This window comes from Sphingomonas taxi, from assembly GCF_000764535.1.
GTDB classification, from domain to species: domain Bacteria; phylum Pseudomonadota; class Alphaproteobacteria; order Sphingomonadales; family Sphingomonadaceae; genus Sphingomonas; species Sphingomonas taxi.
The window spans coordinates 155,864-180,769 of the sequence record NZ_CP009571.1 but is presented as its reverse complement, the minus strand read 5'-3'; the positions used below and the strand labels follow the sequence as shown (position 1 = coordinate 180,769).

23 protein-coding genes are annotated in these 24,906 nt (G+C 68.3%); 9 read left to right on the top strand and 14 right to left on the bottom strand.

Annotated features, from left to right (window positions below; translation table 11 throughout):
• Nucleotides 1-43 precede the first annotated feature (43 nt).
• Nucleotides 44-1,357, top strand: coding sequence for a dicarboxylate/amino acid:cation symporter (locus tag MC45_RS00810; RefSeq protein ID WP_038658404.1), 1,314 nt, complete (start codon nucleotides 44-46; stop codon nucleotides 1,355-1,357).
• 6 nt (nucleotides 1,358-1,363) lie between these two features.
• Here the strand turns inward: MC45_RS00810 and MC45_RS00805 are convergent, their stop codons facing one another.
• The 6 genes from MC45_RS00805 to MC45_RS00780 form a co-directional block, all read right to left on the bottom strand.
• Nucleotides 1,364-1,999: a glutathione S-transferase family protein gene (locus MC45_RS00805; RefSeq protein ID WP_038658401.1), complete on the bottom strand. Its 636-nt coding sequence runs from the start codon at nucleotides 1,997-1,999 to the stop codon at nucleotides 1,364-1,366.
• A complete protein-coding gene (locus tag MC45_RS00800) occupies nucleotides 1,996-2,823 on the bottom strand; it encodes a class I SAM-dependent methyltransferase (protein ID WP_038658399.1) in 828 nt (275 codons plus the stop codon). Before MC45_RS00800 ends, MC45_RS00805 begins: the two co-directional genes overlap by 4 nt.
• Before the next feature lie 94 nt (nucleotides 2,824-2,917).
• Entirely contained in the window at nucleotides 2,918-3,991 is a 1,074-nt protein-coding gene (gene recA, locus MC45_RS00795) for a recombinase RecA (RefSeq protein WP_038658396.1), read from the bottom strand.
• A 160-nt stretch (nucleotides 3,992-4,151) separates the two neighbouring features.
• On the bottom strand, nucleotides 4,152-4,985 hold the full coding sequence (locus MC45_RS00790) for a 4-(cytidine 5'-diphospho)-2-C-methyl-D-erythritol kinase (protein ID WP_038658393.1): 834 nt from the start codon (nucleotides 4,983-4,985) through the stop codon (nucleotides 4,152-4,154).
• The gene (locus MC45_RS00785; protein ID WP_245640791.1) at nucleotides 4,982-6,586 is read right to left on the bottom strand and encodes a tetratricopeptide repeat protein; all 1,605 of its coding nucleotides are present in this window, start codon (nucleotides 6,584-6,586) and stop codon (nucleotides 4,982-4,984) included. The genes MC45_RS00790 and MC45_RS00785 overlap by 4 nt, the downstream gene beginning before the upstream one ends.
• On the bottom strand, nucleotides 6,558-8,213 hold the full coding sequence (locus tag MC45_RS00780) for an electron transfer flavoprotein-ubiquinone oxidoreductase (protein WP_038666112.1): 1,656 nt from the start codon (nucleotides 8,211-8,213) through the stop codon (nucleotides 6,558-6,560). Before MC45_RS00780 ends, MC45_RS00785 begins: the two co-directional genes overlap by 29 nt.
• A gap of 165 nt (nucleotides 8,214-8,378) precedes the next feature.
• Here MC45_RS00780 and MC45_RS00775 point away from each other — a divergent pair, with 165 nt between their 5' ends.
• The 4 genes from MC45_RS00775 (at nucleotide 8,379) to MC45_RS00760 (ending at nucleotide 14,708) form a co-directional block, all read left to right on the top strand.
• Nucleotides 8,379-9,122, top strand: a complete 744-nt coding sequence (locus MC45_RS00775) for a uracil-DNA glycosylase (RefSeq protein ID WP_038658390.1) — start codon at nucleotides 8,379-8,381, stop codon at nucleotides 9,120-9,122.
• Nucleotides 9,119-10,942, top strand: coding sequence for a lytic transglycosylase domain-containing protein (locus tag MC45_RS00770; protein ID WP_038658387.1), 1,824 nt, complete (start codon nucleotides 9,119-9,121; stop codon nucleotides 10,940-10,942). The genes MC45_RS00775 and MC45_RS00770 overlap by 4 nt, the downstream gene beginning before the upstream one ends.
• 300 nt (nucleotides 10,943-11,242) lie before the next feature.
• A complete protein-coding gene (locus MC45_RS00765) occupies nucleotides 11,243-12,832 on the top strand; it encodes a long-chain fatty acid--CoA ligase (protein WP_081974507.1) in 1,590 nt (529 codons plus the stop codon).
• Nucleotides 12,833-12,917: 85 nt separating this feature from the next.
• On the top strand, nucleotides 12,918-14,708 hold the full coding sequence (locus MC45_RS00760; RefSeq protein WP_038658381.1) for a cation:proton antiporter domain-containing protein: 1,791 nt from the start codon (nucleotides 12,918-12,920) through the stop codon (nucleotides 14,706-14,708).
• A 251-nt stretch (nucleotides 14,709-14,959) separates the two neighbouring features.
• Here the strand turns inward: MC45_RS00760 and MC45_RS00755 are convergent, their stop codons facing one another.
• Nucleotides 14,960-15,394 carry a DUF488 domain-containing protein gene (locus tag MC45_RS00755; RefSeq protein WP_038658373.1) on the bottom strand — a complete coding sequence of 145 codons (435 nt, stop codon included), beginning with the start codon at nucleotides 15,392-15,394 and terminating at the stop codon, nucleotides 14,960-14,962.
• Between the two features lie 65 nt (nucleotides 15,395-15,459).
• On the opposite strand from MC45_RS00755, the gene trmFO reads away from it, so the two are divergent.
• Nucleotides 15,460-16,827, top strand: a complete 1,368-nt coding sequence (gene trmFO / locus MC45_RS00750) for a methylenetetrahydrofolate--tRNA-(uracil(54)-C(5))-methyltransferase (FADH(2)-oxidizing) TrmFO (RefSeq protein WP_038658371.1) — start codon at nucleotides 15,460-15,462, stop codon at nucleotides 16,825-16,827.
• Here trmFO and MC45_RS00745 read toward each other — a convergent pair.
• The 4 genes from MC45_RS00745 to MC45_RS19715 all read right to left on the bottom strand — a co-directional run bounded on the left by MC45_RS00745 (nucleotide 16,760) and on the right by MC45_RS19715 (nucleotide 18,637).
• Nucleotides 16,760-17,230: an EF-hand domain-containing protein gene (locus MC45_RS00745; protein WP_038666111.1), complete on the bottom strand. Its 471-nt coding sequence runs from the start codon at nucleotides 17,228-17,230 to the stop codon at nucleotides 16,760-16,762. The genes trmFO and MC45_RS00745 overlap by 68 nt on opposite strands.
• 23 nt (nucleotides 17,231-17,253) lie before the next feature.
• Nucleotides 17,254-17,679: an EF-hand domain-containing protein gene (locus MC45_RS00740; protein ID WP_169742503.1), complete on the bottom strand. Its 426-nt coding sequence runs from the start codon at nucleotides 17,677-17,679 to the stop codon at nucleotides 17,254-17,256.
• A gap of 71 nt (nucleotides 17,680-17,750) precedes the next feature.
• The gene (locus tag MC45_RS00735; protein ID WP_245640790.1) at nucleotides 17,751-18,368 is read right to left on the bottom strand and encodes a squalene/phytoene synthase family protein; all 618 of its coding nucleotides are present in this window, start codon (nucleotides 18,366-18,368) and stop codon (nucleotides 17,751-17,753) included.
• Between the two features lie 77 nt (nucleotides 18,369-18,445).
• On the bottom strand, nucleotides 18,446-18,637 hold the full coding sequence (locus MC45_RS19715) for a hypothetical protein (protein ID WP_245640928.1): 192 nt from the start codon (nucleotides 18,635-18,637) through the stop codon (nucleotides 18,446-18,448).
• Between MC45_RS19715 and MC45_RS00730 the strand changes: the two genes are divergently transcribed.
• Genes MC45_RS00730 through MC45_RS00720 form a run of 3 tightly spaced genes read left to right on the top strand, consistent with a single transcriptional unit; the run spans nucleotide 18,585 to nucleotide 21,747 of the window.
• Nucleotides 18,585-20,423 (top strand): pilus assembly protein TadG-related protein, encoded by a 1,839-nt coding sequence (locus MC45_RS00730; protein WP_052075444.1) that lies wholly within the window; start codon nucleotides 18,585-18,587, stop codon nucleotides 20,421-20,423. The genes MC45_RS19715 and MC45_RS00730 overlap by 53 nt on opposite strands.
• Nucleotides 20,420-21,016, top strand: a complete 597-nt coding sequence (locus MC45_RS00725; RefSeq protein WP_038658361.1) for a TadE/TadG family type IV pilus assembly protein — start codon at nucleotides 20,420-20,422, stop codon at nucleotides 21,014-21,016. Before MC45_RS00730 ends, MC45_RS00725 begins: the two co-directional genes overlap by 4 nt.
• Before the next feature lie 8 nt (nucleotides 21,017-21,024).
• Nucleotides 21,025-21,747 (top strand): TadE/TadG family type IV pilus assembly protein, encoded by a 723-nt coding sequence (locus MC45_RS00720; RefSeq protein WP_038666109.1) that lies wholly within the window; start codon nucleotides 21,025-21,027, stop codon nucleotides 21,745-21,747.
• Nucleotides 21,748-21,859: 112 nt separating this feature from the next.
• Here the strand turns inward: MC45_RS00720 and MC45_RS00715 are convergent, their stop codons facing one another.
• The 3 genes from MC45_RS00715 to MC45_RS00705 all read right to left on the bottom strand — a co-directional run bounded on the left by MC45_RS00715 (nucleotide 21,860) and on the right by MC45_RS00705 (nucleotide 24,884).
• Nucleotides 21,860-23,281: a pyruvate dehydrogenase complex E1 component subunit beta gene (locus MC45_RS00715; protein WP_038658359.1), complete on the bottom strand. Its 1,422-nt coding sequence runs from the start codon at nucleotides 23,279-23,281 to the stop codon at nucleotides 21,860-21,862.
• A 1-nt stretch (nucleotide 23,282) separates the two neighbouring features.
• Complete coding sequence (pdhA, locus tag MC45_RS00710; RefSeq protein WP_038658356.1) at nucleotides 23,283-24,323, bottom strand: pyruvate dehydrogenase (acetyl-transferring) E1 component subunit alpha; 1,041 nt, start codon at nucleotides 24,321-24,323, stop codon at nucleotides 23,283-23,285.
• 147 nt (nucleotides 24,324-24,470) lie between these two features.
• Entirely contained in the window at nucleotides 24,471-24,884 is a 414-nt protein-coding gene (locus tag MC45_RS00705; RefSeq protein WP_038658353.1) for a MerR family transcriptional regulator, read from the bottom strand.
• Nucleotides 24,885-24,906: the final 22 nt, after the last annotated feature.

Here is a 24,906-nt window from a genome sequence, read left to right as displayed (position 1 = left end):
GCCGCAATCCCCTTCCCTAGCGGCAAATCCTGGAGTTTCGTGCATGGCCAAACGGCTGACCTTGTTTATCGTGATCGGCCTGTTGCTCGGTGTCGTGGTGGGACTGGCGATCAACGGCTGGCTCGACGACGGTTCGGCCGCGGCGGCGGCGCGGCTGAAGGGCATCGCCGGTTATTTCGCGATCGGCACCACCATTTTCCTGCGGCTGATCAAGATGATCATCGCGCCGCTCGTCTTCGCCACGCTGGTCAGCGGCATCACCCAGATGGGCGATACGTCGGCGCTCGGCCGGGTCGGCGCCAAGGCGATCGGCTGGTTCGTCTCGGCCAGCCTGCTGTCGCTCGGGCTCGGGCTGATCCTGGTCAATCTGATCCGGCCGGGGGTCGGCATCAACCTGCCGCTGCCGCCGGTCGACGCCGATGCCGGCATCGCCACCGCCGCGTTCAGCCTCGACAAATTCATCACCTACATCGTCCCCGCTTCGATGGTCGAGGCGATGGCGACCAACGAGATCCTGCAGATCGTCGTCTTCTCGATCTTCGTCGGCGTCGCGATCACCGCGGTCGGCGAGCGCGCCGCGCCGCTGACCCGGGCGATCGACGGTCTGGTCGCGGTGATGCTGCGGATCACCGATTACGTCATGCGCGTCGCACCACTCGCGGTGTTCTGCGCGGTGGCGGCGACGCTGACCGAGCGCGGCGCCGGGGTGATCGGCCAGCTCGCCTTCTTCATGGGCAGCTTCTATCTCGCCTTGCTGTGCCTGTGGGCGATCCTGCTCGGCATCGGCTTCCTGTTCATCGGGCCGCGCATCCGCGACCTGATCCGCTACGTCCGCGAGCCGCTGCTCGTCGCCTTCACCACCGCCTCGTCGGAAGCCGCCTATCCGCGCATGCTGGAGGCGCTCGACAAATTCGGGGTGCCGCCGCGCATCGCCAGCTTCGTGCTACCGCTCGGCTATTCGTTCAACCTCGACGGCTCGATGATCTACATGACCTTCGCGTCGCTGTTCATCGCCCAGGCCTATGGCATCGACCTGCCGCTCGGCACGCAGATCGCGATGCTCCTGTTCCTGATGATCTCGTCCAAGGGCATCGCCGGCGTGCCGCGCGCCAGCCTCGTCGTGATCGCGGCGGTGCTGCCGGTGTTCAAGATCCCCGAAGCGGGCCTGCTGCTGATCCTCGCGATCGACCATTTCCTCGACATGGGGCGCACCGCGACCAACGTGATCGGCAACGCGGTGGCGGCGTCGGTGGTGGCGAAATGGGAGGGCGGGTTCGATCCGCGCGAGCCCGCGACGATCGACCCCGCGGTGGCCGAGGGGCCGGCGGCACCGGCAGCGACCAGCTTCCGGCACTAGCCGCCATCAGGCGTAGGCGTAGCGGCCGCCCTTCTCCAGCGCCGCCTGATAGGCCGGCAGCGCATGGACCTTCTCGAGCCAGGCGATCGTCGCCGGGCGCGAGGCATCGAGGCCGGCGCGGCTGCGCGCCGCTTCGAGCGGGAAGCTCATCATGATGTCGGCGGCGGTCATCACGTCGCCGGCGAACCACGGGCGTTGCGCCAGCTCCGCTTCGACATAGTCGAGATGGACGTCGATCATCGGCTGGATGCGCTTGACCGCCGCCTTGCCCATCAGCGGGATGCGGCCGAGCACCAGCTTGAGCAGCAGCGGCGGCATCATCGAACCCTCGGCATAATGGAGCCAGAAGCGGTAGCGCAGCACCGACTCGCGATGCGCCGGCGGCCCGAGCCGGCCGTCAGCCTTCTCGACGAGATATTCGACGATCGCACCGGTCTCCGCGATCACCCGGCCGCCGTTGGCGTCGAGGTCCTCGATCACCGGCGACTTGCCGAGCGGGTGGACGCGCTTCAGCTCGGGCGGCGCCAGCATCGTCTTGGGATCGCGCTGATACCGCTTGATCTGATAATCGAGGCCCAATTCTTCGAGCATCCACAAGATCCGCTGCGAGCGGCTGTTCTCGAGATGGTGGACGATGATCATACGGTCTCCCCTGTCGCGCGGGCGGTCCATAGCCAGGCCGCCGCAGGGAAATCCACGACAGGGCCATTTCGTTGCGCCGTCAGCGCCGCGCGCAGGCGGGCGAGAAGCGCCGGCCGGTCTTCCGCGGCGGCATCGCGGAGCCGGGAGGCGGCAGGTCCGATGCGGGTGAGGAAGGCGACGGCATCCTCTACCGCCTCCTCCCCCGCGCCGACGCGATAGCTGAAGCGGGTGAGAACGGCGGTCGCGTCGGCCCAGCCGCCGGCGGCGAGGACCGCAGCGCCCGCCTCCGGATCGGCGAAGGCGAAGGGGCCGGGCACGTAGCTGCCCGAGCGTTGCGGCGCGGGGGTGATCAGCGTCGCCCAGGGATTGTCGGCGACGGCGGCGAAGCAGCTGAACACCAAGCGGCCACCGGGCCGCGTCGCGGCAGCAAGACGGGTGAAGGCAGCCGCGGGATCGGCGAAGAACATGACGCCGTGGCGCGAAACGATCAGGTCGAGCGGCGCGAGCCCGGCAGCGGCGACCAACGCGTCGGCGGTGCGGAAGCTGAGGTTGGCGCGCGCATGGTGCGCCTCGGCGACGGCGACGAGGTCGGGTGACAGATCGGCACCGGTGACTTGCGCGTCTGGCCGCGCTGCGGCGAGCGCGGCGGCGGTGGCACCGGCACCGCAGCCGATGTCGAGCGCATTGATCGCGCCGGCCGGCGCGGCAGCGAGGATCGCGGCGTCGAGCCGTGGAGCGAGATCGGCGAAGGCGCGCTCGGTCCGGCGCCATTCCTCCGCCCAGACGGTGCCGACGCGGCCGGTCCAGTCAATATGGGTGGTCATCGGCAGTCTCCGGAGAAGGTTGGCGCAATTCCAAGCAAAAGAGGCCCGCCGTTGCCGGCGAGCCTCTCGTTTCGTGCTTATCGATGTGCCGGCATCAGATGTCGTCGTCGGCTTCCGGACCGGCCATCATCTCCTCGGCGACCTTTTCGGTGCGCTGACGGATCGCCTTTTCGAGGCGGTCGGCCATTTCGGGATGCTCGCGCAGATAGGTCTTCGAATTCTCGCGGCCCTGGCCGATGCGGACGCTGTCGTAGCTGAACCACGCACCCGATTTCTCGACCAGCCCGGCCTTGACGCCGAGATCGAGGATCTCGCCGATCTTGGAGATGCCCTCGCCATACATGATGTCGAATTCGACCTGCTTGAACGGCGGCGCGACCTTGTTCTTGACGACCTTGACGCGCGTAGCGTTGCCGGTGACCTCTTCCTTGTCCTTGATCGCGCCGGTGCGGCGGATGTCGAGACGGACCGAGGCGTAGAATTTCAGCGCGTTGCCGCCCGTCGTCGTCTCCGGATTGCCGTACATCACGCCGATCTTCATGCGCAGCTGGTTGATGAAGATCACCATGCAGCGCGAGCGGCTGATCGAACCGGTCAGCTTGCGCAGCGACTGCGACATCAGCCGGGCCTGCAGGCCGACGTGGCTGTCGCCCATCTCGCCCTCGATTTCCGCACGGGGCACGAGCGCGGCGACCGAATCGACCACCAGCACGTCGATCGCGTTCGAGCGGACGAGCGTGTCGACGATCTCGAGCGCCTGTTCGCCGGTGTCGGGCTGCGAGACGATCAGCTCGTCGATGTTGACGCCGAGCTTCTTGGCATAGACGGGATCGAGTGCATGTTCGGCGTCGACGAAGGCGGCGGTGCCGCCGCCTTTCTGCGCCTCGGCGATGACGTGCAGCGCGAGCGTCGTCTTGCCCGACGATTCGGGGCCATAGACCTCGATCACGCGGCCGCGCGGCAGGCCGCCGACGCCGAGCGCGATATCGAGGCCGAGCGAACCGGTGGAGATCGTCTCGACCTCCATCGACTGTTTCGCGCCGAGCTTCATCGCCGAGCCCTTGCCGAAGGCGCGGTCGATCTGGGCCAGCGCGGCGTCGAGCGCCTTCTGCCGGTCGGTGGATGCGGTTGCCATGCCGGTGTCGATCACTTTCAGATTGGCGGCCATCGGGAGGTTCCTCGCTAGAGCAAGCGCGTCACCGGGGCAACGCGTCTGTTTCGCTATGTACGGCGTTTGTTCTCTTGGAACAAGAGGGGAACGCTAAGCCTCGGCAGGATTGTGGGTGTTTCGCCATCCCGCGCAGGAAAGGCGTCCGCGAAGAACGGGCTCAGGTCAGCGTCGTCGCCAGCGTCCACCACCCCTCGGCGGCTGCGCGCGCCGCCGCGGCGTCGCGCGCCGCGACCGACTCGAACAGCGCGAAACAGGTCGCGCCGCTCCCCGACATCCGCGCCAGACGCACACCCGCCGCCGCATCGAGCAGCGCCAACACCGCGGCGATCGCCGGCGCGATCGCCACCGCCGGCGCCTGCAGGTCGTTGCGCCCGACCAGCGCACGCGCGAGCAGATCGCCGTCGGCGGCAATACCGCCGCGATCCTCGCCATCCCATCTCGCGAACACCGCCGCGGTACTTACCGCAACGCCAGGATTGACCAGCAGCAACGGCATGCCCGCCAGCCCCTCGACCGGCAGCAACGCCTCGCCTTTCCCCGTGCCGAGCGTCGCGCGGCCGAGCAGACAGGCAGGCACGTCGGCACCAAGCGCCTCGGCGATGACGAACAGCCGCGGGTCGTCGGGCGCAATGCCGTGCAGCCCGGCGAGCGCCCGCAGCGTCGCCGCCGCATCGGCCGATCCGCCGCCGATTCCCGAGGCGATCGGCAGATGCTTGTCGAGCGTGATCGCATGCGGCTGCGCGATATCGAAGGCCGCGCGAAAGGCGTGCGCGGCGCGGATCACCAGATTGTCCGCCTCCGCAGCGCCGGCGAGCGCGGCGGCGAACGGCCCGGTGATCGCGAACCGGTCGGTCGCGTCGGGCACCACCGTCACGCTGTCGCCATCGGCGGCGAAGACGAACAGCGTCTCCAGCTCGTGATAGCCGTCGGGGCGACGACGACGGACGTGGAGCGCGAGGTTGATCTTGGCAGGCGCCGGCTCGACGATCATTTGCGCGGCAGCCCCTGCACCGCCTTGGTGGCGAGCCGCGTCGCATCGTCGGCCGAGGCGGTCAGCGCCGCGGCGCGCCAGGCGTAGCGCGCCTCGTAACGGCGGCCGCGGGTCCAATAGAGGTCGCCGAGATGCTCGCCGATCTCCGCATTGATCGGATCGCCCGCGGCGGCGCTTTCGATCAGCGGCTGCGCGCGGGTGAGGTCGCCGCCGATGAAATAGGCCCAGCCGAGCGAATCGGCGATCGAGGCATCGTCGGGCTTCAACGCATGCGCGCGTTCGAGCATCGCGATCGACTGCGGCACGTCGACCCGCCGCTCCGCCTGCGCATAACCGAGATAGTTGAGCGCGAGCGGCTCGCGCGGCGCGATCGCCACCGCTTTCTGCAAGGCGACGCGGCCTGCCGGCCAGTCGCCCGCCTGTTCGAGCGCGCCGCCATATTGCAGCCATGCGCTCCACGCGGTCGGATCGGCGTCGACGACGCGGCGATACCAGTCCGCCGCCTCGCGATGACGGTTCATCGCGCTGAGCTGGTCGGCATAGGTCTGCCAGTCGCTCTCGCCCGCCCCTGCCCGCTCGGCACCGCTGCGGGCGAGCGCCAGCGCGTCGGCGGGGCGGCCGGCGGTGGTCAGGATGCTGATCCGCGTCGCGCCGGCGGTCGCCGCATAGGGACTGGCGGGCGCGATGCCGTCGAGCGTCGCCAGCGCGCGCGGGATCGCCTTGTCCTTGGCGAGCGCGGCGGCGAGCAGCAGTCGGGCGCGGTCGTTGGCGGGATAAGCGATCACCGCGGTGCGCGCGAGCGCGATCGACAGGTCGGTGGCGTCCTGATCGGCGAGGTCGCCGGCGATCCGCCCGAGCAGCCGCGACACGCCGAACCCGAGCGTCGGCTGCGCGGCGTCGCCCGCGCGCACCGCTGCGAACCCCGGATCGCCGCCGGCGAGCAGCGCGCGCGCCCGATCGGTCTCGCCGCGACCGAACAGCAACTGGCCGGCGGACAGGCGCAGGTCGACCGGCGACCCCGTCTCGCGCAGCGCCTGGATGGTGGCCAGCCCCCGTGCGGTATCGCCGCGGGCGATCTGGAGCAGCGCCGCGGTCTCGGCGGTGAGCCGCTGGCTGACCGGGTCCTTGCCCGCGCGGGCGATCTGCGGCGCGGGATCGGTCCCTTCCGCGAACGCGATCCACGCGCGCAGCGACGGCACCAGCACCGCCAGCGGCGTCGCGGCGAGCGCATCGGTCGCCGCGGTCGCGCCGGCGACGTCCTGCTTCGCCGCGGCGACGGCGAGCGGCAGCAGCGGCAGGTCGGCGGGCGCTTCGGGCCGGCCGCGCAGCACCGCGACGGCGCGGGTGGCGAGCGCGACGTCGCCGGCGGCCAGCGCCTCGCGATAGGCGCGCAACGCGACGGCCGTGCTCGCCGGCGCGGCGGCGAGCGCGCGGGCATAGCCGGCCGCGGCGAGATCGACCCGGCCGTCGGCATCGGCGGCGCCGGCCTTGAGATAGTCGGCGAGATGACCGGTGTCGGCCGCTGCCGGCGGGACCGCGCCGAGGCTCAGCAGCGACGCGAGGAACAGGCGTTTACATATTGGGATAATTCGGGCCTCCACCACCCTCCGGCACCACCCAGTTGATGTTCTGGGTCGGGTCCTTGATGTCGCACGTCTTGCAGTGGACGCAGTTCTGCGCGTTGATCACGAACTTCGGATCGCCGGTCTCCTGGCCCACGATCTCGTAAACGCCGGCCGGGCAATAGCGTTGCGCGGGTTCGTCGTAGAGCGGCAGGTCGTATTCGACCGGCACGTTCGGGTCCTTGAGCGTCAGATGGACCGGCTGGTCCTCCTCGTGATTGGTGTTCGACAGGAACACCGACGAGAGGCGATCGAAGGTCAGCACGCCGTCGGGCTTGGGATAGACCGGCGGCTTGACCAGATCCTTGCGCCACAGGCTTTCGTGATCGGGATGATGCTTCATCGTGAACGGCATCTTGAGCCCGAAATGCTCCAGCCACATCGTCACGCCGGCGAGGCCCGAGCCGAGGAAGTCGCCGAACTTCTTGACCAGCGGCACGACGTTGCGGACGACCGACAGCTCCTTGTGCAGCCAAGACGTCTCGAACGCCGCGGGATAGGCGGCCAGTTCGTCGTGCTCGCGCTGCGACAGGATCGCCGCGACCGCAGCCTCGGCGGCCATCATCCCCGACTTCATCGCGCCATGCGTGCCCTTGAGCCGCGGCACGTTGAGGAAGCCCGCCGAACAGCCGATCAGCGCACCGCCGGGGAAGACCAGCTTCGGGATCGACTGCAACCCGCCGTCATTGATCGCGCGCGCACCGTAGGACACGCGCTTGCCACCCTTGAGGATCGCGGCGATCTCGGGATGGGTCTTCCACTTCTGCATCTCCTGGAAGGGCGACAGATAGGGATTGGTGTAATTGAGCCAGGTGACGAAGCCGAGGCTGACCTGTCCGTTCGCCTGATGATACAGCCAGCTGCCACCGTTGGCGTCGTCGCCGAGCGGCCAGCCCTGCGTATGGATGACGCGGCCGGGGCTGTGCAGCGCGGGATCGATGTCCCACAATTCCTTGATGCCTAGGCCATAGACCTGCGGCTGCGCATCCTTGGCCAGATCGAAGGTGCGGATCACTTCCTTGGTGAGGTGGCCGCGCACGCCCTCGGCGAAGAAGGTGTATTTGGCGTGGAGCTCGAGCCCCGGCGTGTAATCGGGCTTGTGCGTGCCATCGCGTGCGACGCCCATGTCGCCGGTGGCGACGCCCTTCACACTGCCCTGTTCGTCGAACAAAATCTCCGCGGCGGCGAAGCCAGGGAAGATCTCGACGCCCAGCTCCTCGGCCTTGCCCGCCAGCCAGCGGCACAGATTGCCGAGGCTGCCGGTATAGGTCCCCTTGTTGTGCATAAACGGCGGGGTGAGGAATTCGGGCAAAGTGCGCTTGCCAGTCGCGGTCAGCACCCAATGGTGGTTCTCGGTCACCGGCACCTCGGCGAGCGGGCAGCCGTCCTCGCGCCAGTTCGGCAGCAGTTCGTCGAGGCTGCGCGGATCGATCACCGCACCCGACAGGATGTGCGCGCCGACCTCCGAGCCCTTCTCCAGCACGCAGACCGACAGGTCCGCGCCCTGTTCGGCCGCGACCTGCTTGAAGCGGATCGCCGCCGACAGGCCCGCCGGGCCGGCGCCGACGATCACCACGTCATAGGGCATCGATTCGCGTGTCGACATCATTCCACTCCCGGGCACCATCCGCGGTGCATCACGCTTGTATGTTGTCGGCGGCGGCAAAAGCGTTCAGGCGCACGACGACAACGGCTCGTCTCCGGCCCGCGATCGGACAAGTTGACGCAAACGTCAACCTGGAGAAGGATCGTCGCAACAAAAAGGAATAATGTGGGGGCCGATCAGCATATCGACTGGATGAGCAGCGTCGGCAGCGCGCTCGACTGGTGGCAGGAGGCGGGCGTCGACACGCTCGTCGAGGATGCGCCGCGCGACTGGCTGAGCCAGCCGATGCCGGCGCCCGCCGCCTTCGCCGCAGCGGTCTCCGCGGCCGCGGTGCCGCCCGCCCCCGCCGCCGCGACGATGCCCGACGCGCTCGCCGACTTCATCGCGTGGCGGCTGGGCAATGCGGTGCCCGAGGTCGAGTGGCGCGGCGTGTCGATCGCCGCCAGCGGCCCGCCCGACGCCGCGATCATGGTCCTCGTCGATTGCCCCGACAAGGACGACGGCGAGGCGGGCACCTTGCTGAGCGGCGCCGCCGGCGCCCTGTTCGACCGGATGCTCGCCGCGATCGGCCTGTCGCGCGACACGATCCACCTCGCCGCGGTCTGCGCCAGACGGCCGGTGGCCGGGCGGATGCCGCGCGATACCGAGACGCGGCTGTCCGACATTTCGAAGCACCATATCGGGCTGGTCGCGCCAAAACGGCTGCTGCTGCTCGGCAATGCGGCCAGCCGTGCCATTCTGGGGGCGGAAATGCCGGGGACGCGCGGGTCTTTGCATTCATTTAACCATAAGAGCGGAGAGACCGGGGTCGTCGCCAGCTTTCACCCGCGCTTCCTCATCGAGAAGCCCGTGGCGAAGGCGGAGGCCTGGAAGGATCTGCAATTGCTGATGGGAAACCTGCCCGCATGACCCGCACGCTCGCGCTGACCCTGGCGCTGATCGCGCTGCCCGCCGCCGCGCATGCCGCCGGGCCGACCGAACCCGCCGGCGACGCCAGACTGCCCGCGGCCACCGCGCTCGCCGATCGCATCCCCGATCAGCTCGATGCGACGCAGCGCGAGGGCTATCGCGCGGTGTTCCAGGCGATCCGCGACGGCAAATGGCAGGACGCGCAGCTCGGGCTCGACGCGATGAAGCCCGGCCCGCTCCATGCCATCGCGCGTGCCGAGCTGTTCACCGCCAAGGGCTCGCCGCGCGTCGAGCTGGAGCCGCTCGTCGCCTTGCTCAACGAGGCGCCCGAACTGCCCGAGGCCGAATCGCTTGCCCGCCTCGCCAAGTCGCGCGGTGCGGCCGAACTGCCGCCGCTGCCGCAGGCGCAGCGATTGATCTGGCAGGACGGCGCCCCCCGCCGCGTCCGCGCCAAGGCCACCAAGAGCGACGAGATCGCCGCCGATCTGGCGCTCAAGATGCAGCCGTTCGTCAAGGCCGACATGGGTCCCGAGGCGCAGGCGCTGCTCGAGACGACGCCGGGCCTCACCCTCGAGGCGCAGACCGAATGGCAGGCGAAGGTCGCCTGGATGTATTTCCTCACCGGCGACGACGCCAATACCCGGGCGATGGCGGCGAAGGCCGCCGCCGGCTACGGCGACTGGGCTGTGCAGGGCCGCTGGACCGGTGCGCTCGCGGCATGGCGCCAGAACGATTGCGCCGCGGCGGAAAGCGGCTTCGAGGGAGTCGCCGCACGCGCGACCGACGTCGATCTGCGCGCCGCCGCGCTCTATTGGACGTCGCGCGCCGACATGGTCTGCGGCCGGCCCGACAAGGTGCAGGCGCGACTGCAATCCGCCGCGCAATTCTCCGAGAGCTTCTACGGCCAATTGTCGCGCCAGGCGCTGCTGATCAAGGACAAGGGCAAGCCGTCGACGCAGGTCGTTGCGGCGGACTGGGCGCGGCTCGACAAGCGGCCCAATATCCGCGTCGCCGCCGCGCTCGCCGAGATCGGCGAGACCGACCTCGCCGACACCGTCGTGCGCCAGCAGGCGCGCATCGGCGACCCGTCCGAATTCGGCAGCCTCGTCCGCGTCGCCGAGGCGTTGAGCCTGCCCGCCACCACCGTATGGCTGGCGCACAATTGCCCGCAGGGCGTCGTCGCCACTGCGGAGGCGCGCTATCCGACGCCGAACTGGACGCCGTCGAGCGGCTGGCGCGTCGACAAGGCTTTGGTCTACGCCCACACGCTCGAGGAGAGCGGCTTCCGCAACAAGGTGGTGAGCCCGGCCGGCGCCTATGGCCTGATGCAGATCATGCCCGCCGCCGCGACCGATTATTCGCGCGAGCGCGGCCTGCCGCTCGACAAGGCGGCGCTGACCAAACCCGCCACCAACATGGATATCGGCCAGCGCCATCTCGAACGGCTGCGCGACATGGCCGGCGTGACCGGCGGGCTGCTGCCCAAGGTGATCGCCGCCTATAACGCCGGGCCGCGTCCGGTCGGCGACTGGAATGCGATCGTCCACGATAACGGCGACCCGCTGCTCTATATCGAGAGCATCCCTTATTGGGAGACGCGCGGCTATGTGACGACGGTGCTGCGCAATTACTGGATGTACGAGGCGCAGGGCGGCCGCAAGGCATCGGTCAGCCGCTCGGCGCTGGCGCAGGGCCTGTGGCCGCGCTTCCCCGGCCTGCCCGGCGCGGCCGCGGTGCGTATCGCCGGACGGCCGAGCAACACCGCGATCGCGGTGAACGGCAGCGTGAGCCCGCAATCGCGGACGGTCACGGGCAACTGAAGCGGGGGGTCGCGTTCAGCCTCCCTCTCCAAGGGCCATCGCATATAGCAATTGTGATGAGGTTCGATCGGCTTCCTCACGAGATTCGTCACCCCGGACTCGTTCCGGGGTCACCCGCCCGCAGGGGAATGGTCTCGGATCAAGCCTTTCTCCTGGCCGCAGAGTGGCCCCCGGAACAAGTCCGGGGTGACGGTGTGGCAATCCTTCGTCACGCCTTGTGAGCTTGCCTCGCCTCCTTCCTGCGGTATGGTTCGGTCCGATGTGGGATGACCCCCGCGCACCATGGGAAAGGACGAATCGATGCTCGGCGGGATGCAGGATTTCGAGCTCAGGGTATCGACGCTGATCGATCACGCCGCGCGCGAGCACCCGACCCGCGAGATCGTCACCCGCTGGGCCGACGGCAGCGAGACGCGCAGCGACTGGCGTACCCTGTCGCATGACGCCAAACGGCTGGCGCAGGCGCTCGAACGGCTCGGGGTGCAGCGCGGCGAGCGCGTCGCGACGCTGGCGATGAACCACGGTCATCATCTCGCCGCCTGGTATGCGACGATCGGCATGGGCGCGGTGATCCATACGATCAACCCGCGCCTGTTCGACGACCAGCTCGTCTACATCGCCAACCATGCCGAGGATCGCGTGTTGCTCTACGATCGCGTGTTCCAGCCGATCGTCGACCGGCTGCGGACGCGATGGACCAGCATCGACCATTATGTGGTGATGGACGACGACGGCCCCGACGGCGTCGCCGCGCTGATCGCGCCCGAGGACGGCGACTATGACTGGGTCACCGGATCGGAGCGGGAGGCCTGCATGCTCTGCTACACCAGCGGCACCACCGGCCATCCCAAGGGCGTGCTGTACGACCATCGCTCGATCCTGCTTCACGCGCTGCTCGTCGCTTCGCCCGCGGTGCTCGGCCTGTCGTCGGCGGCGGTGTTGCTGCCGGTCGTGCCGCTGTTCCATGCCGCCGCCTGGGGTACGCCATTCGCCGCGCCGCTCGCCGGCGCGAAGCTCGTCTTCTCCGCGGTCAACGACGCCAAGGTGCTGTGCGATCTGATGAACCGCGAGGGCGTCACGATCTCGTCGGGGGTGCCGACGGTATGGCTGGCGATGTTCGCGCATATCGATGCGACCGGCGAAGCGCCGCGCGCGCTCAGGATGGCGACGATCGGCGGTTCGGCGGCGCCGCGCGCGATGATCGCCCGGCTGATCGACATGGGCGTCGAAGTCAAGCATCTGTGGGGGATGACCGAGACCTCGCCGGTCGCCACCGCCGCCGCGCCGCCGCCGGACTGGCAGAGCTGGCCGCGCGAGCGCCAGCTCGACCTGCTCACCCGGCAGGGCAGCGTGCCTTATGGCGTCGAACTCGTCGTCCGCGACGACGACGGCACGCCGCTGCCCCGCGACGGCACCAGCGCGGGACGGCTGCACATCCGCGGCCCGTGGGTGATCAAACGCTATTTCCGCGCCGAGGCGGATGCGATCGATGCCGACGGCTGGTTCGACACCGGCGACGTCGCGGTGATTCACCCCGACGGCACGATGCAGATCACCGACCGCTCGAAGGACGTGATCAAATCGGGCGGCGAGTGGATCAGCTCGGTCGAGCTGGAGAATGCCGCGATCGGCTGCCCCGGCGTCGCCGAGGCGGCGGCGATCGGCATCCCCCATCCCAAATGGGACGAACGGCCGCTGCTCGTCGTCGTCCGCAAGCCGGGCAGCGACGTCACCGCGCGCGCGATCCTCGACCATCTCGCCGGCGTGGTGGCGAGATGGTGGCTGCCCGACGGAATCGAATTCGTCGATACGCTGCCGCACACCGCGACGGGCAAGTTGCTCAAGACGGCGCTGCGCGAGCAATTCCGCGACTATCGGTTCGCGGCGTGAGACGACCGATCCCCTGCCCGGCCGCGCGCACGAGGAAATTGCAATCATCGGCTGACATTTCACGTCTTGTGCCTACAATCCCCTTATGGCGATCGGACTGGACAATGCGGGCTTCAGCGACGCGCTGGTGATCCTGGGGGCGGCGGGGCTGGTGATCCCCGCCTTCGCGCGGTTTCGGGTCAGCCCGATCATCGGCTTCATCCTCGTCGGCATGCTCGTCGGCCCCGACGGGCTCGGCGCGCTGACCGACCGGGCGCCGTGGCTCTATTATCTCACCATCTCCGATCCCGATTCGATCGAGCCCTTCGCCGAATTCGGCATCGTGCTGCTGCTGTTCTCGATCGGGCTCGAACTCTCGTTCAAGCGCTTGTGGTCGATGCGTGCGCAGGTGTTCGGCACCGGCCCGGCCGAGCTGATCGGCTCGGCGGCGCTGATCGCGGTGGCGGTCCATCTGCTCGGCCAGGATTGGGGCGGCGCCGCCGGCCTCGGCCTCGCGCTGGCCTTGTCCTCGACCGCATTGGTGCTGCCGCTCGTCGGCACGACCAGTCCGGTCGGCCGCGCCGCCTTCGCGATGCTGCTGTTCGAGGATCTCGCGCTGGTGCCGATCATCTTCGCGCTCGGCGCGATGGCGCCGACCGCCAGCCCCGACGGCTGGGTCGGCATCGCCGGCGTCGCATTGCGCGGGCTGGCGACGGTGGTGGTGATGTACCTCGGCGGCCGGCTGGTGCTGCCGCGGCTGTTCGCCCAGGCGGCGCGCACCAAGAGCCCCGAACTTTTCCTCGCCGCCTCGCTGCTCGTCGTCATCACCGCCAGCGTCGCGACCACCGCCGCCGGCCTGTCGCCGATCGTCGGCGCGCTACTCGCCGGGCTGCTGATCGCCGAGACCGAATATCACACCGAGGTCGAGGTGATGACCGCACCCTTCAAGGGCCTCGCGCTCGGCGTCTTCCTGATCACCGTCGGGATGAGCGTCAACCTGCGCGAGGTGCTGGCCAATTGGCCGTCGCTGCTCGGCGCAGTGGTCGCGGTGGTCGGGGTCAAGGCGGTCGTCACCTATCTGCTGCTCCGCGTCGCGCAGACCGGGCGCGGCATCGCCGCCGAAACCGGGCTGCTGATGGGCAGCCCGTCGGAGACGACGCTGATCGTGCTCGCCACCGCGGCACAGGCGCAGCTCATCCTGCCGTCGACCGCCGCCTTCTGGCAGACGGTGACCGCGATCGGCCTCACCATCACGCCGCTGCTCGCCAAGGCGGGCCAGCGGCTGTCGCGCGGCATCGACCGCTTCACCCCCGGCGACGGCCTGCCCGAGGATACGCTCGGCGAGGGACCGGGCGCGGTGGTGATCGGCTTCGGCCGCGTCGGGCGGATGGTGTCCGACATGCTCACGGTCCACGGCCAGCGCTATATCGCGGTCGAGGCGGACATCGACACCGTCGCCGAGGCGCGGCGCAGCGGCCATCCGGTGCTGTTCGGCGACATCGCGCGTGGCGACTGGGTCGAGCGGCTCGACCTCGCCCGTGCCCGCGCGCTGATCCTGACGATGGACGATCCGGTGCTGACCGTACAGCTTACCCGGCGGATGCGCGCGCTCGCCCCGGCGCTGCCGATCATCGCCCGCGCCCGCGATCCGCACCATGCCGCCGAACTCTATCGCGCCGGCGTGACCGACGCGGTGCCCGAGACGCTGGAAAGCTCGCTGCAATTGTCCGAGGCGGTGCTGGTCGACCTCGGCGTCGCGATGGGACCGGTGATCGCCTCGATCCACGAGAAGCGCGACGAACTGCGCCAGTCGATCCGCGCGGAGGCGGAGATCGACCGCGAGCCCCGCATCCGGCGCGTGCGGCGGCTGGGGGAAGCAGTGCCGGGCAAGGTGTGAGCGGCCCCACCCTCACGCCGTTCGCCCCAAGGCTATCGCATTTGGCTGCGGGGATGAGGATCGAGCCGCTTCCACATCCACCCCGTCACCCCGGACTCGTTCCGGGGTCCACCGGTCCGCAGGAGAATGGTGCCCGCTCAAGCCGCTCTCCTCGCCGCCTAGTGGACCCCGGAACCAGTCCGGGGTGACGAGGATGGGATTGGAAAGCGACGGAGGCACTTGAAGGCCCGGAACGGCTCCGAAGAGCCCGCTCATGTATACAGGTCGACAACCTCCGCCCCCTCGCCGACCGCGTCGAGCAGCAGCGTACGATGGCAATGTTTCGGATCGCGCTCGAAGCAGAGCAGGGCGCTCGGCGTCTCCGCCGCCAATCCCAGCATGATGGCGGCGGCCGCCTGCGCCTCGGGCAGTTCGAGTTGCTCCTCATACACCGCCTCCAGCGTCGCCACGTCGCCCTTCTTGGCGGCGTCGCGCCCGCGCTTGGGGGTGCCGAGCGCCTTGAGGTGGACATAGGCGATCCCCGCCTCGGCGAGGCTGGCGGCGAGCGAGGATTTCGAGAAGCCGGGCCGCCGCGACAGCGGCAGCGCACGCACGTCGATCACCCTTTTCACCCCCGCACGGTCCAAAGCGGCGAGGAAGTCGGCCATCGTCGTGGCCTCGTAGCCGATGGTGTAGATCGTGGTCATGTCGGCAGAACGCACGAGCCGACCGCCGCGTTGCCCGCCGCCCCGGTGCGGCCTAAGGCACCCATATGACCCATGATATCCATATCGTCGGCGGCGGCCTCGCCGGTTCGGAAGCCGCCTGGCAGCTCGCCGAGGCGGGCTATCGCGTCCGCCTGTCGGAGATGCGCGGCTCGGGCGAGCGTACGCCCGCGCACCAGACCGATCATCTCGCCGAACTCGTCTGCTCGAACAGCTTCCGCTCCGACGATGCGGAGGCCAATGCGGTCGGCCTGCTCCATCAGGAGATGCGTGCGATGGGCTCGCTGATCATGCGCCAGGCGGATGCGCATCGCGTCCCCGCCGGGTCGGCGCTGGCGGTCGACCGCGACGGCTATTCCGCCGGCGTCACCGCGGCGCTCGCCGATCATCCCAACGTCACGCTGATCCGCGAACGCGTCGACGCGCTGCCGGACGGGCCGGCGATCCTCGCCACCGGGCCGCTCACCGCGGCGGGGCTGGCGCAGGCGATCGGCGGCGCGACCGGCGCGGAGGCGCTCGCCTTCTTCGATGCGCTCGCCCCCATCGTCCACGCCGACACGATCGACATGGACGTCGCATGGAAGGCGTCACGCTGGGACAAGGGCGAGGCGGATTATATCAACTGCCCGATGGATAAGGAGCAATATCTCGCCTTCCACGCCGCCTTGCTTGCCGGCGAGAAGGGCGAGTTCAAGGACTGGGAGAAGGACACGCCCTATTTCGAGGGCTGCATGCCGATCGAGGTGATGGCCGAGCGTGGGCTCGACACGTTGCGCTACGGCCCGATGAAGCCGGTCGGGCTCGACAATCCCCGCACCGGCCGCTGGCCCTATGCGGTGGTCCAGCTTCGCCAGGACAATGCGCAGGGCACGCTCTGGAACATCGTCGGCTTCCAGACCAAGCTGAAGCATGCCGAACAGGTGCGGCTGTTCCGCACCATTCCCGGCCTGCAGAATGCGGAGTTCGCACGCCTCGGCGGGCTGCATCGCAACACCTTCATCCGCTCGCCCGAATTGCTCGACCCGACGCTGCGACTGAAGAGCCGCCCGAACCTGCGCTTCGCCGGCCAGATCACCGGTTGCGAAGGCTATATCGAGAGCGCCGCGATCGGCCTGCTCGCCGGCCGCTTCGCCGCGGCGGAGCTGGCGGGCGAGACGCTCGCGCCGCCGCCGGTCGAGACCGCGCTGGGTGCCTTGCTCGGCCATATCACCGGCGGCGCGGAGGCGGAGACCTATCAGCCGATGAACGTCAATTTCGGGCTGATGCCGCCGATCCCCGGCCGCACCAAGAAGGCCGACCGCAAGCGGATGTACACCGATCGCGCGCGCACCGCCTTCGCCGGCTGGCTCAACTCTCCTCCGCCGGCGCCGCAGCCGTCGGCGGACATTTCGGCCGGGACGATGGCTTCCGCTTGACCGCGGTGGTGGCGAATTCGGCGGCGTCCATCGCACCGGATTTGTCATGGTCGGCGGCGACGAACTTGGCGGTCGCCTTGGCCGCCCATTCGTCGAAGTCGAGCCGGCCGTCGCCATTGACGTCGAGCTTGGCGAAGCCCTTGCGCCGGTTGGCGAGATATTCGTCCCTCGTGACCTTGCCGTCCTGATCGCGATCGTAGCGCGCGAAGCGTTTCTGCTCGCGCGTCGCCTCGGAGGCTTCCGGCACCGGGTCGGCGGCGGCGGCCCCCGTCGCCGGCGCTGCGGCGGCCTGCGCCGCGGGCTGCGCCGGCAGCAACGTCGGCCGCCCGGATCCGCCGAACAGCATCGCCCCGCCCGCCACCGCCGCGAGCACCGCCGCACCGATCGCCCAATATCGCCACATCACGCGTCCCCCTTCGCCATCGATCATCCCAGCGACAAACCCTGCGGCGGGTCCAGCCGGCGGTCGTCCGCGCGCCGAATTGCATCGCGGTGCGGGTCGAGCCCTCTGCCGAGTTCATCTGCGTCGAGCGTGCCCGAGCGATCGTGATCCGCCGCGTCGAACTGCGGATCCGCCCATTCCCCGAGATCGAGCCGGCGGTCGCCATCCCCGTCCAGCCGGGCGAATCCCGCCCGCATGGCGGCGCGATATTCGTCGCGCGACAGCACGCCGTCGTGATTGCGGTCATGCGCCGCGAGCGCGGCATGCGCGACCGCCGCGGCATCCGGCGATGCCGCCGACCACACCGGCACGTGCCTGGTTTCGGCCGGCAGCACGGTCGGCGGCCGGTCCGCATGCACCACCGCGACCAATGCGACGCTACAGCCGGCGAGTAACGCCACCTCTGCCATCACCCGTCGTCGCATTGCCGAGTCCCTCGTTGCAAGTCGAGGCTAGCATGGCGAACGATCGTCGCAAATGTTCATCGTCCGGTTATTCTAAACCGCCCTACCTTCAAAGCCTTGGCAAGTGCCGATCCGGGGGTGGCATCGAGCCGCGCGATCAGGCTCAATACACCGATCGGGCGCAGCTTTGCTGGCCAAGGTGCTGAAAAAGCATGCGACAACTCGCGTCGTGCGGCGTCCGCGGCCAGCCCGGCCGCCGTCGGCGCGGACAGATGCCCGGCGAGATCGGCGAGCGCCCAGCCCCGCCCCGCCGGCACGAGCAACGGCGAGTCGGCGCCGAGTACCATTCCCGCCGCGGCGAACAGCCCGGCCCCGCGGGCCCCGGCGTGGCGATCCAGCGTCTCGGCGCCGAGCGCGTCGGCGACGATCAACTCCTCCCATCCGTCGATCATCCCGGCGAGCCGCGCGCCGCTGACGCCCGCGGGCAGCAGATGTTGCTGGACGTCGCGGAGCAGCGGCTCGGCCGGCGCCGGCGCGCCGTCGAGCTTGGTGAGCGCCTCATGCCACCAGGTCAGCCGCATCTGCCCGACCATCGGCTCGCGCGTCGCACGGACGATCCCGGCGAGACGGGCATCGAGCGCGAACAGCGTCTCAATCGCCGGGCGGTGGCGCGACGGCACTGCGAGGATCGCCAACGATCGATCCCCGTTCGGCGCGGCCGCTGTGTCGTTCGCCTGCAAACTTTGATTAACCATGCCGTTTGACTGCGATTTCATACCGGCGGGTTAACTGGGATTGTCCAATAGAACAAACGAGAGCCGGTTTTGGCCATGCACACGTCGCGGTCGTCCTCCCCTCCGGGTCTGCTGACCAGACTCCGCCGCGACATTCGCGGAAACACGCTGGCGATCATGGCGGCGGCATTGATTCCGTTGATCGGCTTCGCCGGTTCGGCGGTCGACATGGCACGTCTATACGTCGTCAAGGTCCGCCTCCAGCAGGCGTGCGACGCGGGCGTGCTCGCCGGTCGCAAGGCGATGACCGACACGCAGATGTCGACGCCATTGGAAGATGCCGCAAAACAGCAGGCGACGGCCTTCTTCAACAACAACTTCCGTCCCGGCTGGTATCAGAACCGCAACGTCAGCTTCTCGACCAGCAAGGCTTCGGTCAATACCACCGTCGGGGTGGCCAATGCGGTCAGCGGCACGGCCTCGGCGACCGTGCCGATGGCGCTGATGCAGTTCTTCGGCGTGAGCGCGCGGCCGCTGACGGTCAATTGCCAGGCGGTGTTCGACGTCGGCGATGCCGACGTCATGTTCGTGCTCGATATCACCGGGTCGATGAACTGTTACCCTTCCGACCCCGCGACCTGCGGCAACGCCACCGAGAAACCGGCTTATGGTCTGGGCACCAACATGACCTATTCGAAGATCGAATCGCTTCGCCAGTCGGTGTTGCTTTTCGACAGTACGATGCGGTCGAGCACCGATCCGTCGACCCGCATCCGTTATGGCTTCGTACCCTATGCCTCGGCGGTCAACGTCGGCCGGCTGATCCCGTCGCAATATCTGCAACAGAGCTGGACCTATCAAAGCCGCCACCTCTCGCCGCTGATCGGCGCGGTCGGCTGGGGCGGCAGCGACAAGATGCTGCCGGGCGATTACGCCCCCTATCAGCTGCTTGCCACCGCCTTCTCGCTGTCCAACATCCCAAAGGCGATGTGCGTTGCACAGCGCTACCCGGCGACCGGCTTCATCACCAGCGGCCCCAATTGGAACACCAGTTATCCGCAGGCGATGAAATATTACAACGTCAGCTGGACGTCCTCGTCGGGCGGGACCTGTTCCGGCTGGCAACAGCCGCTCCGCCCCTATTGGCGCTACGAGCCGGTGCAATGGGACGTCTCGCAGCTGCTCGGCACCATCAACGGCAGCACCGTCGCCGATCCGACGCGGTTCGACGGTTCTACGTCGAGCTGGAAGGGCTGTATCGAGGAACTGAACACCTCGAAGAGCGCCACGTTCGACGTCAACGCGCTGCCCGACGATCTCAACCCGGACATCATCCCCGCGGCGGCGACGAACAAGTGGCGGCCGATGTGGGCGGACGTCGTCTACCAGCGCAACAACAGCAATTTCCAGGATATCAACGACGAGAACACCAACGACTACAGCAACAGCTATCGCGCCGGCTATGCGCTGGCGAACAGCGCCTACACCGCTTGCGGCATGCAGGCGCAGCGGCTGACCGTCATGAGCGCACAGGACGTCAACGATTACGTCTACAACAGCGACTTCAAGGCGGTGGGCGGCACCTATCACGACGTCGGCATGATCTGGGGCCTGCGGATGCTGTCGCCCAACGGCGTGTTCGCCGCGGATACCACCGCGCGACCGGGTCGGCCTGCACCGTCGCGCAACATCGTCTTCATGACCGACGGCACCATGTCGCCCAACGGTCAGATCTACGGCCAATATGGCATCGAGGACTGGGACAATCGCACCGGCGGCGCCAATAACGACAATCAGGATTATGCCAATCACACCGCGCGCTTCCGCATCGAGTGCGACGCGGCCAAGAAGCGCGGCATCAGCATCTTCGTCGTCGCGCTCGGCACGAGCATCACCCCGGACCTGACCTATTGCGCGTCCCCCGGCCAGGCGTTCCAGGCGAGCAGCACCGACGCGGTGAAAGGCGCCTTCCGCACGATCGCGCAACGGCTCGCGATGCTGAGGATCAGCCAGTGAGGCCGCGGCTCCGCCACCTTGCGAAGGACACGCGCGGCGCGACGATCATCGAATTCGCGATCGTCGTCCCGGTCATGCTGCTCCTCATCATGGGTCTCAGCGATCTGGCCTATCAGGCGTATATGCAGGCGGTGCTCACCGGCGCCGTGCAGAAGGCGGGCCGCGACGGCACCATCCAGAACAATGCCTCGAACACCGCCGGTACGACGCTCGATCAGCGCGTGATGAGCCAGATCAACAGCCTCGCCAAGACCGCCACCGGCACCTCGTCGCGCAAGAGCTTCGGCCAGTTCGGCTATATCGCGGCCGAGCCGTTCCAGGACAATAACAACAACGGCGTCTACGACGCCGCCACCGAATGCTTCACGGACGTGAACGGCAACGGCACGCGCGACCTCGATCCCGGAATCGCGGGTCAGGGCGGCGCCAACGACGTCGTCGTCTACACGATGACGGTGCAGTTCAACCGGCTGTTCCCGCTCGCCGCCATCATCGGCTGGTCGCGACGCGCGACGATCAGCGCGACGACGATCCTCAAGAACCAGCCCTATGCCACACAGGCTGGTCCGACTGCGCAATTGGTATGCCCGTGATGACGCCGATGAGAATTGCCCGGGCGACCCGCCGGCTCGCCGCCGAGACGAGCGGCCTCGCCCTGCTCGAATTTGCGCTGACGCTGCCGCTGGTGCTCGGCGTCGGCGCGTGGGGCACGGAGATGGCATGGCTCGCGATCACCAATCTGCGCGTTAGCCAGGTCGCGCTCAACCTCGCCGATACGGCATCGCGCGTCGGCCTGATGAGCAACAGCGGGATCACGCAGCTGCGCGAGGCCGACATCAACGACGTGCTCACCTCGGCGCGTCTGCAGGGTGCGCCTCTCGACCTCACCAACCGCGGCCGGATCACCATTTCCAGCCTCGAACAGCAGACCGCAGGCAGCCAGTATCTCCACTGGCAGCGCTGCCTCGGCAAGCGCAGCGGGACCGGCTACGATTCCAGCTACGACCGCACCAACGGCACGATGGACCGCGGCGACGGCATCGGCACGAGCGCTGCCAGCGCCGGCGTGTCGATGCCCAATGGCATGGGCGACAGCAGCGGGACCAAGGTGAACGCGCCCGTCGGATCGGGCGTGATGTATATCGAGGTCAGCTACGACTATCGACCGGTGTTCAGCTCGGCATGGGTGCCCGGCGGCGCGGCGGTGACGCGGATCCGCTATACCGCCTCCTACATCGTGCGCGACCGCCGCGATTTCAGCCAGATCTACAATCCGTCACCGGCCGCGACGCAATCGTTCTGCGATCTCTATACGGCGAGCTGAGCGCACGATCTGCCCCCCGGCGGGGCGAAGCTCTCACAAAAAAAGGCCGGGCGATTGCCCGGCCTTCCCTTGATCGGTGCGGACCCCGGCCATGCCGGGATCGGCGGTGCGATCACACGATCTTCTTCACCGTGGCGACGACGCGCTTGGCGTCGATCAGCGCCTTCTTCTCGAGATTGGCGGCATAGGGCAGCGGCACGTCCTCGTTGGTGACGCGCAGCACCGGCGCGTCGAGGTCGTCGAACCCCTCCTCCATCACGATCGCGGTGATCTCCGACGCGATCGAACAGGTCGGCCAGCCTTCCTCGACCACGACGAGGCGGTTGGTCTTGGCGAGGCTCTTGAGCACCGTGTCCTTGTCGAGCGGACGCAGCGTACGCAGGTCGATGACCTCCGCCTCGATGCCCTCGCCCGCCAGCGTCTCGGCGGCTTCGAGCGCGAGGCCGACGCCGATCGAATAGCTCACCAGAGTGACGTGCTTGCCCTCGCGCATGATCCGCGCCTTGCCGATCGGCAGGACGTAATCGTCGAGCTTGGGAACGTCGAACGAGCGGCCGTACATCAGCTCGTTCTCGAGGAAGACGACCGGGTCTTCCGAGCGGATCGCCGCCTTGAGCAGGCCCTTGGCGTCGGCCGCGTCATAGGGCGCGATGACGATCAGGCCGGGGACGCTGGCATACCAGGGCGCGTAATTCTGGCTATGCTGCGCGCCGACGCGGCTCGCCGCGCCGTTGGGGCCGCGGAAGACGATCGGGCAGCGCATCTGGCCGCCGGACATGTAATTGGTCTTGGCCGCCGAATTGATGATGTGGTCGATCGCCTGCATGGCGAAGTTGAACGTCATGAATTCGATGATCGGCTTCAGGCCGCCCATCGCCGCGCCGGTGCCGACGCCGGCGAAGCCATATTCGGTGATCGGCGTGTCGATGACGCGGCGATCGCCGAACTCGTCGAGCAGCCCCTGCGTGACCTTGTAGGCGCCCTGATATTGCGCGACTTCCTCGCCCATCACGAAGACGCGGTCGTCCTTGCGCATCTCCTCCGCCATCGCGTCGCGCAGCGCTTCGCGGACGGTGGTCTTCACCATCTCGGTGCCCTCGGGGATCGCCGGGTCCTGAACGCCCTTCTTCTCGGCGGAGGCGACGAGCTTCTGCGTGCCGCTCTCCTGCTCGGCCGCCGCGGCGCCCTCGGGGATCGGCGGCGCGGCCTGGTCGGTCGCCTCGTTCTTGGGCGCCGGATTGGCGCCCTCGCCCGCGGTGGAGCCGGCGGTGGTCGCGGCATCGGCGCTCTCGCCGTCCTCGAGCAGCACGGCGATGACGTCGCCGACCTTCACATTGTCGGTGCCCTCGGCGACGACGATCTTGCCGATCGTGCCTTCATCGACCGCCTCGAATTCCATCGTCGCCTTGTCGGTCTCGATCTCGGCCATGATGTCGCCGGACTTGACGGTGTCGCCTTCCTTGACGAGCCATTTGGCGAGCGTGCCCTCCTCCATCGTCGGGGACAGCGCGGGCATCTTGATCTCGATTGCCATCTCAGTACGTCTCCACCAGCACGTCGGTATACAGCTCGGCCTCGTCGGGCTCGGGCGTGCTTTCGGCGAAATCGGCGGCTTCGTTCACGGTCTTGCGGATCTCTTGTTCGATGGTCTTGAGGTCGGCCTCGCCCACCCCTTGCGCTTCGAGCAGCTTCTTGACGTGCTCGATCGGATCGGACTTGTCGCGCACCCCCTGCACTTCCTCGCGGCTGCGATATTTGGCGGGGTCGGACATGGAATGGCCGCGATAGCGATAGGTCTTCATCTCGAGGATGACCGGACCCTTGCCGGCGCGCACCCAGGCGAGCGCCTCCTCGGCGGCACCGCGACAGGCGAGCACGTCCATGCCGTCGACCTGAATGCCGGGGATGCGGAAGCTCTCGCCGCGGCGATACAGCTGGTCCTCGGCCGAGGCGCGATTGACGCTGGTGCCCATCGCATATTGGTTGTTCTCGATCACGAAGATGATCGGCAGCTTCCACAGCTCGGCCATGTTGAAGCTTTCGTACACCTGGCCCTGGTTGGCCGCGCCGTCGCCGAAATAGGCGAGGCAGACGCCACCATCGTTGCTGTACTTGTGACCGAAGGCGAGGCCGGTGCCGAGCGATACCTGAGCGCCGACGATGCCGTGGCCGCCGTAGAATTTATGCTCGGTAGAGAACATGTGCATCGAACCGCCCTTGCCGCGGCTGATGCCGGCGGCGCGACCGGTAAGCTCCGCCATGATGACCTTGGGGTCGATGCCGTAGGCGAGCATGTGGCCATGGTCGCGATAGCCGGTGATCACCGAGTCCTTGTCGCCGTCGAGCGCCGACTGCAGGCCGACCGCGACCGCTTCCTGACCGATGTACAGATGGCAGAAACCGCCGATGAAACCCAGGCCGTAGAGCTGGCCGGCCTTTTCCTCGAACCGGCGGATCAGCAGCATGTGCTTGTAGAAGTCGAGCAATTGCTCCTTGGTCGCCTCGAACGGCTTGGGATCGGCGGGACGCTCGCGATTGGTGAGCGGTACGGCGGGAGGAGCAGGCGATTTGGCCACGTATTACCTCAACGGTCCTGGGGGATGTGGCGCTGCCTATAGTCCCCCTTCTGCCAGAACATCAATTCCCCGCCGGCAAGAAGCTGGTCCGCCGCTCCGCCGCGCAGCCCGGCCATCGTCACGCACGGCCTTGCTTTCGCGCGATATCTACCCCGCGACGCGGCGCCCTTCGGGTTCGTGCGCATGGACGCGGGCCAGCGCCTCGCCCTCCAGCTTGGCGAGGTCGGCGAGCGTCTGGTCGAGCGTGTCGCGCTGCTGCTCCAATTCGGTGATGCGCTGGCGCACCCGTTCGGCGAGCGCGCGCATCTGTTCGAGATGCTGCGGATCGGCGTCGTAGAGGTCGAGGAATTCGGCGATGTCGGTCAGCGAGAAGCCGAGCCGCTTGCCCCTCAGGATGAGCTGCATCCGCGCGATCTCGCGCCGGCGGTAGACGCGCGTCGTCCCGATCCGGGACGGCTCGATCAGGCCCTTGTCCTCGTAGAAGCGCAGCGTCCGCGCGGTGATGCCGAGCATGTCGGCCACCTCCTGGATTCCCTGCAGGTCTCCGCTTTCGTCCATCATCCGCTCCCCGACGCCTACCCCT

Excerpts from the sequence above, each read along its gene's own strand:
- MC45_RS00745 (WP_038666111.1), bottom strand. The coding sequence starts at position 17,230 with ATGTGGCGATATTGGGCGATCGGTGCGGCGGTGCTCGCGGCGGTGGCG.
- trmFO (WP_038658371.1), top strand. The coding sequence starts at position 15,460 with ATGACCCATGATATCCATATCGTCGGCGGCGGCCTCGCCGGTTCGGAA.
- MC45_RS00715 (WP_038658359.1), bottom strand. The coding sequence starts at position 23,281 with ATGGCAATCGAGATCAAGATGCCCGCGCTGTCCCCGACGATGGAGGAG.
- MC45_RS00790 (WP_038658393.1), bottom strand. The coding sequence starts at position 4,985 with ATGATCGTCGAGCCGGCGCCTGCCAAGATCAACCTCGCGCTCCACGTC.
- MC45_RS00760 (WP_038658381.1), top strand. The coding sequence starts at position 12,918 with ATGGCGATCGGACTGGACAATGCGGGCTTCAGCGACGCGCTGGTGATC.
- MC45_RS00755 (WP_038658373.1), bottom strand. The coding sequence starts at position 15,394 with ATGACCACGATCTACACCATCGGCTACGAGGCCACGACGATGGCCGAC.
- MC45_RS00740 (WP_169742503.1), bottom strand. The coding sequence starts at position 17,679 with ATGGCAGAGGTGGCGTTACTCGCCGGCTGTAGCGTCGCATTGGTCGCG.
- MC45_RS00770 (WP_038658387.1), top strand. The coding sequence starts at position 9,119 with ATGACCCGCACGCTCGCGCTGACCCTGGCGCTGATCGCGCTGCCCGCC.
- MC45_RS00780 (WP_038666112.1), bottom strand. The coding sequence starts at position 8,213 with ATGTCGACACGCGAATCGATGCCCTATGACGTGGTGATCGTCGGCGCC.
- recA (WP_038658396.1), bottom strand. The coding sequence starts at position 3,991 with ATGGCCGCCAATCTGAAAGTGATCGACACCGGCATGGCAACCGCATCC.
- MC45_RS00765 (WP_081974507.1), top strand. The coding sequence starts at position 11,243 with ATGCTCGGCGGGATGCAGGATTTCGAGCTCAGGGTATCGACGCTGATC.
- MC45_RS00705 (WP_038658353.1), bottom strand. The coding sequence starts at position 24,884 with ATGATGGACGAAAGCGGAGACCTGCAGGGAATCCAGGAGGTGGCCGAC.
- MC45_RS00805 (WP_038658401.1), bottom strand. The coding sequence starts at position 1,999 with ATGATCATCGTCCACCATCTCGAGAACAGCCGCTCGCAGCGGATCTTG.
- MC45_RS19715 (WP_245640928.1), bottom strand. The coding sequence starts at position 18,637 with ATGTCGACCGCCGAACCGGCGAAGCCGATCAACGGAATCAATGCCGCC.
- MC45_RS00730 (WP_052075444.1), top strand. The coding sequence starts at position 18,585 with ATGGCGGCGGCATTGATTCCGTTGATCGGCTTCGCCGGTTCGGCGGTC.
- MC45_RS00810 (WP_038658404.1), top strand. The coding sequence starts at position 44 with ATGGCCAAACGGCTGACCTTGTTTATCGTGATCGGCCTGTTGCTCGGT.
- MC45_RS00800 (WP_038658399.1), bottom strand. The coding sequence starts at position 2,823 with ATGACCACCCATATTGACTGGACCGGCCGCGTCGGCACCGTCTGGGCG.
- MC45_RS00720 (WP_038666109.1), top strand. The coding sequence starts at position 21,025 with ATGAGAATTGCCCGGGCGACCCGCCGGCTCGCCGCCGAGACGAGCGGC.